A 12,605-nucleotide genomic window follows, 5' to 3' on the forward strand; every position below is an offset into this window, starting at 1 on the left:
CGCTATATTACACTCTAAATATTAGGAAGGAACTGGAATGATGAACAAGAGAATCAAAAAAAAAATCATAGTAGTGCTAGCGCTAGTGCTAGTCTTGATCGGATCAGGAGCTTTTGTGTTCCGTAAACCGTTAGCTATGTTGGCATTTGATATATTTCTGTCTGATCGGGTAGTGAGCACGTTAGAGGAGAAGTCATATAAACCGCTAGACGGGAACAGGGGTGTAACTACTCCTATAGTAGAAACGGTGAAACCTTTTTCTGTTTTACTATTAGGTACAGACCAGCGTGGACATGAAACGGCGCGTTCAGATACGATGATTTATGCGGTGATAAGACCTAAAGAATCAAAGGTATTATTGGTTTCAATTCCGCGAGATACCTATACGGAAATTATAGGAAGAGGAAAGAAGGATAAGATCAATCATTCCTTCGCTTTTGGCGGACAACTGATGGCGAAAAATACCATGGAGGCTTTACTCAACCATAAGTTAGACTACTATGCTACGATTAATTTTGTAGGATTAAGGGATGCGGTGGATGAGCTAGGCGGTGTGGAACTTCCAATTGAGAAGGATATCGTCAATAAAGGCGTAGACCATGAGAAATTCACGATTAAAGCAAATCAGTCTATTTATAATGGTACGGATGCTTTAAATTATGTGCGTTATCGTGAGGATACTGATTTCAATCGTACGAAGAGACAACAGGTCTTTTTAAATCAGGTAGCAAATAAGTTGATGAACCTAAATCAAATCATTAAGATTCCACAATTACTAGATATTATGGGTTCTAACCTCCAGACGGACATGAAACCTAAATTCATCATTGATCTGAGCAAACAACTACTAAACGGAAGCAAAGTTCAAATTACCAGTTATACGGTTATGGGTGAGAGCATACGATTGAACGGCATTTCCTATGACCGTGTGGATAAAGAAGATCTCAAATTTGCTCAAGATTCAATTGATAATTGGATGGACAACACCGTACCAACAGATCAGTTACTCATGCCAGAAGATCAGGATAATGCGGAGTAAGTTAATTTAAATAGTACCCCAGTCAGATGGTTTTCTTGGGAGTCTCCAACTTTCTTTTTATGGTAATTTATAGTGGTTCCATACATTCTTCTTTTCGCGGTTATCATATGCGTCTAGAAACCCAGTAAAATCAACAAAAAGGGTTTCCGTCTTTTTTATCACCCAACAACTGTTGTTCAGTGACATTAATGTTGGTAACTGAACATTAATGTTAGTAACCAATAATACACCCTTATTTCTCAATTACATTAAAGGTAGCGGTATATGCACATATTAGAGTGATTACGGCCAATGAAATGTACCACCTGTGACATCTTTTTTACCATTGAATTACAAGGGATTTACCAGGCTTATATCTCCTATATAATTAATGTGCACACCTTACGGTGTGACACTAATTGTATAGGGGGTATTTTTGTATGATTCAATATCGTAAGATTCTGGAATTACATGATGAAGGTATCAGTCTCAGAGGAATCGCTAAATATTTCACATAAGGATTCGGCAGCCATTGTTAATGTGTTTCGAGTTCTTTTGGTATACTAAAAGAAAGGTTGTTTTCTAATACATTGTTGTTTTACAAAATATATAAACTGTGGACTAGTGAAAATCAGTTTGCAAAGCTCTCACTTACTCTTAAGATTATTATGTGGTTGGATTCGCTTCGGCAGAATACTTCGCTTTCCACGGGCACGGCCTCAGCCACCCGAGAAAAGCGAAGTATCTTTCCGGAACGGTATGCTTAAGCAAAACCCATCATTAGTATCGTGAGGGACTGACCCTTCACTTAGATGAATGAAAAACCTCATATTATGATTTGAACGAAGTAATAATTCTATGGAAATTACAAGGGGGAAGACTATGTACACCATCGGGCAAGTAGCAAGTTTTTTAGGCGTATCAAGAGATACATTAAAGTATTATGAGGAAAAGGAATTGGTCAAACCTAAGCATGATGCTGAAAATGGTTATAGAAAATATAATGCATATGATATTCATGATGTAATTACTACGAATTTCTATAGAGAACTAGATTTTGAGATTCAGAAGATTCAGGAGATAAGGCAGAGTAAAAGTTTAGCGGATTTAGAACATCTATTAACGCAGCAAGAAGCGAAAATACTCGAGGAAATTGCATATAAAAAACATCTTTTAGAGAAAGTGAAATCTGTGAAAGATGATTATTATAAGGTTAAAGAATACTTAGGTAAATTTACGGTTACAGAGATGAAGCCGTTAGAGGTAAAAGGTGAAATAACGGGATATGCTGCTTACGAGGAGTATGAAACGATAAGAAATAATACGGATAGTTTAAAGAAAGCTGTTACATTAATGAGCGCCAGCCGTGTCATCGATTTTGATGAAGAGGGGATGAAAGCGAATAGATTTATCGTTGTAAGAAATATAGAAGATACTGACAAAGATATTGAAGGGGAAGTCCTAGCACATCCCAAGTGTATTTATACGGTAATAGAAGATGGTAGATTTGTTAATGGTGAGAAAGATATTGATCATGAAGTAGGGGACAGTCTTTTAAAAATAGCAAAGGAAAATGGATATGAATTAATAGGTAAGGCTTATATTAACATACTGTTGACTACATATGAAGAGACCCTGGAACGTGTGTTTTTAGAAATGTATGCGCCAATAAAATAATAAATAAGGCCTTGAGCTAGGGGTAACCCACAGGTTTAGAATGGAGTTGTACGTACCTTTTACTAGCAACTTCATTTTAAGGAGTGGGTTATGATGACAAAAAAATTAATAGAGTTCAAGAATGTGACGAAGGAATACAAGCTAGGTGACGTATCCATTAAAGCGTTAGATGGTGTGGATTTTTCCATCTACGAGGGAGAATTCGTCGTTATTCTAGGGGCAAGTGGTGCTGGAAAAAGTACCATTTTGAATATCCTTGGAGGGATGGACCTTGCCTCATCAGGAGAAGTATTTGTAAATGGAAATAACATTACCCAATATGATGAAAAAAAATTAACGACATTTCGAGCGAAAGAAGTAGGCTTTGTATTTCAATTTTATAATTTAATTCCTAATCTAACTGCACTGGAAAATGTAGAATTTGCTTCTGAAGTGTGTAAGGATCATCTAGATGCAAAAGGAGTATTGGAAAAGGTTGGACTTGGTGAACGTAAGAATAACTTCCCTTCACAGCTTTCTGGAGGAGAACAACAAAGAGTTGCGATCGCTCGTGCTGTTGCTAAGAATCCCTTACTCTTACTTTGTGATGAGCCGACCGGTGCATTGGACTATAAAACTGGAAAATCTGTACTGAAACATCTACAAGATCTGAACAAAGAAACGCAGAAATGTATTGTCTTAATTACCCATAACACCGCCATCGCCCCAATTGCTAATCGGGTTATCAAAGTGAAAAGTGGAAAAATAGATGAAGTCATTACCAATGCTGAAACACAAAGCATAGATGGGATTGAATGGTAATGAAGAAATTGTATTTAAAACTGTTAAGGGATATTCGGGAATCAAAGGGGCAGTTTTTAGCCATTATCCTCGTTATCGCAGTAGGTGCCTTCTTTTATGCTGGACTGATTACGATAAGCAGTGACCTTTGTGCTTATATGGAAGATTATTTCGAAGAACATAATTTAGCGGATTTCAATGTCCATTACAGCGAGATTACAGACAGTGAATTATCTAACCTCGAAGAGATTGAAGGGATTAATAAAGTAGAAGCAAGATATACATTTGATGCGAATCAGGCGTTTGATGACTATAAAGCGTCCTTAAAAATACATACCATTCCACAAAATAACGAAATCAACACCATTGCTGTTACAGATGGTAGTATACCATCAAATAAGGAAGAAATTCTGTTAGATACCCGCTACGGGGAAGTGCATCAATATACGGTTGGCGATCACATTAGCGTAGATACAAATGAAGGCAGTTTTGATTTTGTTATTAGTGGTTTCGGTGAGAACGTGGAACATGCATTTAACATTGAGGACCCATCGCTTGTCTTACCTGACCATCAAACCTATGGTATAGCTTATATTCATGAGGATAGAATAGCGGAAATTGCTGGTGGCTTTTATTACAATGAATTGCTTGTAGACGCAGAAGAAGGACATGATAGCGGTGTAATTAGTGAGGCCATTGAAGATTACTCACAGGAGCTAGCTTATCTGTACCAAGTAAATAAAGATAGATCGGTCAGTTATTCTGCCATAAATGTAACCATAAATAATAATAGATTGATGAGTACTGTTTCTCCTCTAATCCTGTTTATGGTTGCGGCTGTGATTATTTTTCTTACCATGTCAAGGGTGATCGACTCCCAAAGAAATCAAATTGGTATTATGAAGGCATTGGGTGTAAAAGACAGTAAAATTTTACTGCATTATATGGGATATCCTGTTTTGGTAGGTATTATTGGGTCGGTTATAGGATGGGGCATTACAGCTGTAACACTTGTTAACCTACTCAATTCGGTTATCGAACAAACCTATTCCTTGCCAAACTTTAGCTTGTCCATTTCATTTTATACCATCTTTCCACCGGTTATAGTTTCGATCGTTTTCGGGGTAATTGCATGCTTTTTTAGTGGAAGAAGTATATTAAAGGAACGAGCAGCACAGGCATTACGTCCAAAACCTCCAAAGAAAATGAAAAAAATACTCGTAGAAAGAATTCCTGGTTTATGGGATAAATTAGCATATGGCAATAAGCTGATCTTAAGAAATATTTTTCTAAACCCGAAAAAGGCATTGGCAAGTTCAGTTGGGGTGATTGTTTGTGTGATCCTTTTAATCACAGCTTTTGGCTTTGAAACCTCGATGCAAACCATTGCTTCTCAGATTAATAACGTTTATAAATACGATTTAAAAGTGGACTATAAAGAAGCGTTAGCCGGGGACAATATCAACGTCCCAGCTGAGGTTGAAACGTATTATTCACAATCTACTATTCCCATTGAGTTTGTCGACTTCCCTGACGAGAATAATGCATCCTTAATTGTTACGGAAAAGGAAAATAAGCTTATTGAATTTTTTGATGAACAGAATAACCCAATAGCTTTAGATGATACGGGAGTGTTCATTCCACAGTCCTATGCAGATGAATACGGTATATCAGTAGGAGATACCATTAAAATGAAGTTAATTGCATCTGAACTGAAAGGACAAACAATTGACATGAAGGTAGCAGAAATATCGACACAATATACCAATCCATCCTTTTACAGTACACCAGCGTATATAAATAGTCTTGGTGTTGATTACAAACCAACTTCCCTATTGGTTCAATTAAACAGTGAGGCAGATAGAAGCCGTGTGAAAAACGATTTTGAAGAGGATCCGCTTGTGGATGCGATTTCTGACAGGGGTGACTTAAATAAAGCAGTGGACAATATGATTGAACAAAATAATCCCGTCTTCATCATGTTTATTGTTTGTGCAGTTATATTATCTTTTGGTGCCATGTTTACCATATCCTCAATTAATATATATGAGCGTACACGTGAACTTGCGACATTAAAGGTGTTAGGCTATCAGAAGAATAAGATAAACAGAATTATTTTTGTAGAAAATATCATCCTAACGACACTTGCAGTAATTGTTGCGCTACCAATAAGTGGTTATATGTACAGACTAGTTGTCCAAGCATTATCCAGCACCAATCAACAGATTCCGGATAGGTTGGGATTCGTTACGATAGGGTTGGCAATCGTCCTTACATTTGTATTGACGATTATATCGAATTTATTACTTAGAAGAAAAGTAAATCGAATCGATATGATTGAATCGTTGAAGAGTGTTGAATAGGATTTAAATTGCTTCCAAAAAGAAACTTGTAAGCCTCCATCCTTGGTAGAAATGTATTTGATGTTGTGCTAGAATTTTGGAAAGAGGCTGGGTCGGAAAACCATCTATTGTTAAGCTAGCATAGAATTTGTGTGTATAAAGTGGAGTGCGGGCCACCGGTATCTTTAGAACAAATCGAGTTTAATTAAGAAAGTTTATCCTAGATAAATTCGGGATGATAATTTAATAGGATCAAGCCAAGCGGTATAGTAATTTTATTATAAATAAACTCCAAGTTTCATCTTTTTCTCTGAGCTTGGAGTTTATTCTTATATCACCAGGCAACGATAACGGATGCAGAGCAACAAACTGAGAAAAGCGGTGACTGATCCGGAAGACCAACTGTAGTGTAGACTTTGCTAAATCAGCTACTGCCATGCAATTCACCTCGCTTTCACTACTACAGTCGAAAGAAGCTTTAAAAAGGGGGGGATTAAAGGACCAACCGGTTCTGGGAAATCATTCCTAGCTTCAGCATTTGGAGTAGCTGCTTGTCGTCAATCCTATAAAGTAAAATATATTCGGTTACCAGAATTGTTAGATGAATTAACACTCTCTAAATTAACAGCGGATGGAAGTTATCGTAAACTGATTAAAAAATACACAAAAGCAGACCTACTTATATTGGATGAATGGTTACTTACAGATCTTTCAACAGATGAAGCCACAATTCTATTAGAAATCACAGAATCACGCCACAAGTCAGCCTCTACAATCTTCTGTTCGCAGATTGATCCAAGTGGATGGCATTTGAGATTGGGCAATGAGACGATTGCAGAAGCAATCTTAGATAGAATAATTCACGATTCCTACCAAATTATGATTGATGGAGAAATTTCTATGCGTGAACGTCATGGATTAGAATCAGAAATATAATCTGCCTTACTAATGGGCAGGAATATCAAGATTAACGACATTTCAAGAATGGATAATATAAAGCTCCAACATACCAAAGACGGTATGTTGGAGCTTTATATGTATTGGTAAAACAGTTTGGCGAAGAGAGGTAAATTTCCTGTCACTCACTGGTAAAAGAATAAAACACATCAGATCGATTTAACCAGAGGGAACGTAAAGACCTCACGACAGAGGATAGAAAAAACTTAATATTACAAGCTAAGGGATTAGGTGCTCGTACTGTTGAGTTTCCTGGTTCTGGTGAACCAATGATTGACGAGGGATTTTGGGGAATTATAGAATTTGTTTATGGAAATGATATGACACCTGTAATATTCACATCTGGTTGGCATTTAGATGACGAATCTATCGACCGTCTTTATAATCTTGGTGCGACAATATTCTTGAAATATAACTCTTCTGATGCTGAGATTAACGATAATAATGTTAAAGTTAAAGGCTACGGTGAATATTTTGAAAAAATATTACAAAAGGTCGTGGCAAAGGGGTTTAGTACGTCAACGAAAACCTCGGAAGTATTCCCTTGAGCAAAGACATGCCGCAATTAACCATTATCTTGGGCATGGGAGATGCTATGTTCGGACAGTTCGTGCTCTAGGTTATCCTAATCGAAATGTTCTTAAGCAATGGGTAGGTGAACTTGCACCAGAGAGACGTAAAATGCGGGTAAGTGACGGCATCATTTCCTACGATAAGAAGACACAAGCCATTCTTGCACTTCACTTTAGAACCAAAGCTGCACGACATATTGCTGATGAACAAAAGGTTAGTCATACGAGTTTATAAAGATCCGGGCGTCGATCCTCAGCATCTAACCAATCAGGAAAAAACAAAGTTGATCGACGCCCTGAGACAGACCTACCGCTTGTGTGATTTATTGAAGTGCTTATTTCTTTCAAAAAGCAGCTATTTCTATCATCACAGTGCCAATATCGTTGATAAATATGCCGCATTAAGAATAAAGATTAAAACATATTTCTTAGAAAACTACTCTTGTTTTGGTTATCGTCGTATGTATGATAGATTAATCGAAGATGGTGTGAACTATTCAGAGAAGGTCATTAGACGCATAATGAAGGAAGAAAACCTTAATGTCCACATGAGACGTAAACGCAAATACAACGCCTATCAGGGAGAGATTACACCATAGACTTAAGCGAGATTTTCATGCCGTTTAACCGAACACTAAATGGCTTACAGACATTACAGAGTTTCATATTCCTGCGGGTAAAGTCTATCTATCGCCAATTGTAGATTGTTTTGATGGTCTATTAGTTAGCTGGACAATTAGTACAACCCCAGACGCAATGCTAGTAAATACAATGCTAGATCAAGCAATCGCAGTACTTAAAGACGACGAACGACCTATCGTTCATTCTGATCGTGGTTGCCACTATCGTTGGCCAGGTTGGATTAAACGAATAAAATCAGCTAAACTTACTCGCTCTATGTCAAGGAAAGGTTGTTCACCAGACAATGCTGCATATGAAGGGTTATTTGGCAGAATCAAAAATGAAATGTTTTATAATCAATCGTGGCAAGGTGTTAGCCTTGATGAATTCATTGCTTACTTAGACAGGTACCTTGATTGGTCCCACTTTTTGTCCGCACCCCCCATTCGGGAAAGGCTGGAATTAGGAAGAGATTAATCGGGTAAACAATCGAGAAAAGCCAGATAGATCCGAAACGATGTTTAGCATCGAGGGATAAGAACAGCTTTGCCTAAAAAGAAAATCCAGATCCACTTCACAACTAAAGATCCGTCACGGATCCAGGTCCCTCATATATTGACAGTTATTTCTGATTTAATCATAACGTCGACATTTTTTATTGACAAGGTTGAACTATAGTAATAGGGTATGAATTAAAGGTATTATTTGGGGGAGGGAGATCAATTTGTCAGTGGAAATTAACGACTTCTTAGTTCCTGATATCGGCTATTTAATATATAGAAAGTGCACACCAACATGGGAAATCGCAAAAAATGAAATCTCATTTTGTGACATCACTTATGTCATAGAAGGTAAAGGAATCTATATAATTAATGGAGTACAATACGAGGTGAAGCGCGGTGATCTTCTTTGCATTCCACGTGGAAGTATTCGTATGGCCCAATGCAACGTCGATGATCTTATGAACTTGTACTCCGCTAACTTCACACTCTATGAAATGAACGGACAACTATCCGACCTTCCTCTTCCTTTGCTGACGCACATTGGGATTAAAAGCGACCTCATCGGGCTCTTTCGTGAGCTATCCAATGCCTGGGTTCGTAAGGAAATCGGGTATCACACAAGAACCAGAGGTCTGATGCTTGTCATTATTCACAGATTGTTTGAGCTGATTCTCTTAAAAAAAGACCCCACAAGCATAGACTATCGGGTGAAAAAGGCTATCAACTATATATCTGAAAACTACGCGAGCAATGTTTCTGTAAAAGAGATTGCAAATCTGGTAGGGCTCAATAAGGTATACTTTGGGGCACTATTTAAAAATGAAACGGGAATACTGGTCAATCAATACTTGACGAAAACGAGAATTAACCAAGCAGAGGACATGCTGCAAAATGGCGAATGTAACGTAAGCGAAGCCGCAGAGCGTTGCGGGTATAACGATCTGTCGCACTTTCGAAAGCAATTTAAAATGATCAAAGGATATTCGCCATCACAATGTCTCAGAAATCAACTAGACTAGAGTATGCTAGTCTTTTTTTACAAAAAAATGATCTTTAATTAGCCATTGTTAACTATATTCAGACTATTGTCGGAAGGTACCTTCAATGCTAAATTGTATTAAGGAACAAAAGTGTTTTGGCTATCATTATAGGTGCTGCACGATGAACTTAATATGAATAAAATGTTAAATTCACACCCTATATTTTTTAGTTTATGAAAACGCTTTAATTTACTTAATAGAGGTGCTTCATGGATCACGCAGAACGTATATATTCCGAATACAATGCTTGGCTGCAGCCTAAATCTAGTCTAGAGCCTAAAGCTTTGCGAATCAGTGCAGGCTTCGATTTAGATTTTATCCATCAAGAATGTCATCTAGGTCTAATTCGCCTATGGGGAGAAATTCAAGAATGCGCTGAGTACACGCTGCAATTAAAAATTGATGACTTGGAGCATGAGGAGTTTTCACTTACCCCACTGGAAAATGGATTCGAGATCGCGGGCGGCAGTAAGAATGGTCTTTTATATGGTGTTTATCGCTTCCTAAACCGTCTTGCCTCTGGAGAGAGCATGGAAAAGATTCATGAACACTCCGTACCCAAAGTGGAATATCGAATTATTAATCATTGGGACAACATGGATGGGCACATTGAACGCGGATACGCCGGTAATTCTTTCTTCTTCCTTAATAATAAATTTGACTACGATGAAGAAAGAATTAAAAATTATGCCCGACTGATGGCCTCTATCGGAATTAACGGAATTTGCATTAACAATGTGAACGTGAACAAAGTAAGTGTTGGTCTGATTGCTGAACCGTTGCTTTCTGACATGGCAGAACTAGCTGCACTGTTTAGACCTTTTGGCATCCGATTATTGGTATCCGTCCATTTTGATGCACCGATGATCGTCGGCGGGCTTACAACCTCCGATCCGCTGGATGCGGGAGTAAAGGAATTTTGGAAAGCTCAATCCGCGGTTGTATACGATAAAATCCCGGACTTTTTAGGTTATTTGGTGAAAGCGGATTCAGAGTTTAGAGGCGGCCCGGAGGCCTTTGGACGAACTCAGGCAGACGGTGCCAATACAATTGCCGCAGCGGTCGCTCCATTTGGAGGGGTGGTCTTTTGGCGCTGCTTCGTGTATAACTGCCAGCAGGACTGGAGAGATGCGCAAACCGACCGTCCAATGGCGGCTTATAAGCACTTTCAGCCACTGGATGGTACATTTGATCAGAACGTCATTCTTCAAATCAAAAATGGCCCTGTAGATTTTCAGACGAGAGAGCCAGTATCGCCTCTTTTCTCAAGCCTTAAGAACACCAACGAGGCCATTGAGTTTCAAATTGCTCAGGAGTACACAGGCCAGCAAATCGACCTGTTCGCCCTAGCTGTTCAGTGGGAAGAAATTTTGACAACTGAAGTTGATAAAGGGAAACAGTTGAAAAGTTTGTTTGGTCAAGAAATCGTTGCTATGACAGCGGTTACAAACACAGGCAATAACATGAACTGGACAGGTAACACCCTTGCACAGTGCAATCTGTACGCCTTTGGGAGAATGGCGTGGAATCCGGAGCTTACTGCTAAAGAGCTGATCCGTGAGTGGATTCGGATCACGTTTGAAACAGATGAACATGGACGCCAAACTATGGAAGAGATGCTGCTTAAATCAAGAGGGATTTACGAGAGTTATACAGCGCCTCTTGGTATTGGCTTTATGGTAAATCCAAGTAATCACTACGGACCTAATGTTGACGGCTATGAGTTTTCAAAGTGGGGGACTTATCACAGAGCAACCTTTGATGCGATTGGTGTCGATCGAACTTCCAAAGGAACGGGATTTACACTTCAGTATCCAGAGTCACTACAAAGGATATATGACCATATAGAAAGTTGTCCGGAGGAACTATTGCTGTTTTTCCATCGAGTTCGGTACGACTACAAAATGAAAGACGGACGAACATTGCTTCAGTACATATATGACAGTCACTTTGAGGGTGCTCAGCAAGTGGAAGCATTGTTGCAATCCTGGGAGACTCTGGAGAACCGAGTTCCACAGGAAGCCCTTAACTCGGTGAAGGAGCGACTTAAACTTCAACTAGTCAATGCTCGTGAGTGGCGAGATCAAGTGAATACGTTTTTCTATCGCAAAACAGGAATTGACGATGAAAAGGGAAGAAAAATTTATATGTAAGGCGGTGCAGATATGGTAATTACAAATAAAAGGAAATCATTCGACTATATTAAACGTTACTGGATACTCTATTTGATGCTGCTTCTCCCGATGGCCTTCTTTATCATTTTCCGTTATATACCCATGGGCTACATTCAAATTGCATTCAAAAACTATAGCATTGTAAAAAGTCCCTGGGAGATGGAATGGGCAGCAAATCACGGGTTCGAATATTTTATTAAGGCCTTTTCCAATCGTGACTTTCTTTATGCACTTAGAAACACCATCGGTCTTAATTTTCTTGACTTACTGCTTGGCTTTCCTGCACCTATTATTCTGGCCATTATCTTAAATGAACTCGCTTTCAAGCATTTCAAGAAGTTCACCCAAACAGTTGTATATATGCCTCATTTTTTATCATGGGTTATCATTTCTGGTATGGCACTTCAGCTTTTTGCACCGACTACTGGGCTTGTCAACATCATGATAAACAAGATGGGCTTTGCATCAATTCCTTTTCTGAATGAATCTGCGTATTGGGTGGTCACCTACATTTTTCTGGGCATATGGCAAAGCTGTGGTTGGAATACCATCATCTATCTGGCAGCCATTGCAGGGATTAACCCAGAACTTTACGAGGCTTCGGCGGTGGATGGAGCAAGTCGTTTACGAAAAATTTGGCATATTACGCTACCAGGACTTCGTCCTACGATCATTATATTGCTGATTCTAAGCCTAGGGCACATTTTAGGTAGTGAATTTGACAGACCTTACGCACTCAGTAATAAGCTTGTCTCAGATGTTTCTAACGTTATTTCCATATTCGTATACAACAACGGTATTCGTGGATTGCAATTTTCTCTCTCCACTGCCGTCGGTTTATTTCAATCCGTCGTGTGCGTCATATTTTTGTTTGGAGCAAACGCTCTGGCAAAAAAATCTGGCGAACGTGGCATCTGGTAG

General features: G+C 38.7%; 10 protein-coding genes and 2 pseudogenes. All 12 read left to right on the forward strand.

Annotated features, from left to right (window positions below):
• The first annotated feature begins 37 nt into the window (after positions 1-37).
• The 12 genes and pseudogenes from ACP8HI_RS26340 to ACP8HI_RS26395 all read left to right on the forward strand — a co-directional run bounded on the left by ACP8HI_RS26340 (position 38) and on the right by ACP8HI_RS26395 (position 12,605).
• Positions 38-1,039, forward strand: coding sequence for an LCP family protein (locus ACP8HI_RS26340; RefSeq protein ID WP_438349027.1), 1,002 nt, complete (start codon positions 38-40; stop codon positions 1,037-1,039).
• A gap of 861 nt (positions 1,040-1,900) precedes the next feature.
• Entirely contained in the window at positions 1,901-2,695 is a 795-nt protein-coding gene (locus ACP8HI_RS26345) for a MerR family transcriptional regulator (protein ID WP_438349028.1), read from the forward strand.
• A 93-nt stretch (positions 2,696-2,788) separates the two neighbouring features.
• Positions 2,789-3,496 (forward strand): ABC transporter ATP-binding protein, encoded by a 708-nt coding sequence (locus tag ACP8HI_RS26350; protein ID WP_438352002.1) that lies wholly within the window; start codon positions 2,789-2,791, stop codon positions 3,494-3,496.
• Positions 3,496-5,838, forward strand: a complete 2,343-nt coding sequence (locus tag ACP8HI_RS26355; RefSeq protein ID WP_438349029.1) for an ABC transporter permease — start codon at positions 3,496-3,498, stop codon at positions 5,836-5,838. The genes ACP8HI_RS26350 and ACP8HI_RS26355 overlap by 1 nt, the downstream gene beginning before the upstream one ends.
• A gap of 471 nt (positions 5,839-6,309) precedes the next feature.
• Positions 6,310-6,753 (forward strand): annotated as a pseudogene (locus ACP8HI_RS26360) (ATP-binding protein); the annotation flags it as partial.
• Positions 6,754-7,043: 290 nt separating this feature from the next.
• Positions 7,044-7,322, forward strand: coding sequence for a hypothetical protein (locus tag ACP8HI_RS26365; protein WP_438349030.1), 279 nt, complete (start codon positions 7,044-7,046; stop codon positions 7,320-7,322).
• 133 nt (positions 7,323-7,455) lie between these two features.
• On the forward strand, positions 7,456-7,581 hold the full coding sequence (locus tag ACP8HI_RS26370; RefSeq protein WP_438349031.1) for a hypothetical protein: 126 nt from the start codon (positions 7,456-7,458) through the stop codon (positions 7,579-7,581).
• A complete protein-coding gene (locus ACP8HI_RS26375; protein WP_438349032.1) occupies positions 7,550-7,945 on the forward strand; it encodes an IS3 family transposase in 396 nt (131 codons plus the stop codon). Before ACP8HI_RS26370 ends, ACP8HI_RS26375 begins: the two co-directional genes overlap by 32 nt.
• Before the next feature lie 40 nt (positions 7,946-7,985).
• Positions 7,986-8,444, forward strand: a pseudogene (locus ACP8HI_RS26380) (transposase); the annotation flags it as partial.
• 253 nt (positions 8,445-8,697) lie between these two features.
• Entirely contained in the window at positions 8,698-9,489 is a 792-nt protein-coding gene (locus ACP8HI_RS26385; protein ID WP_438352003.1) for an AraC family transcriptional regulator, read from the forward strand.
• Positions 9,490-9,719: 230 nt separating this feature from the next.
• Positions 9,720-11,663 (forward strand): alpha-glucuronidase, encoded by a 1,944-nt coding sequence (locus ACP8HI_RS26390; RefSeq protein ID WP_438349033.1) that lies wholly within the window; start codon positions 9,720-9,722, stop codon positions 11,661-11,663.
• A 12-nt stretch (positions 11,664-11,675) separates the two neighbouring features.
• Entirely contained in the window at positions 11,676-12,605 is a 930-nt protein-coding gene (locus tag ACP8HI_RS26395; protein ID WP_438349034.1) for an ABC transporter permease, read from the forward strand.

It is taken from the genome of Paenibacillus sp. FA6 (genome assembly GCF_051550225.1).
Lineage (GTDB): Bacteria > Bacillota > Bacilli > Paenibacillales > Paenibacillaceae > Paenibacillus_AQ.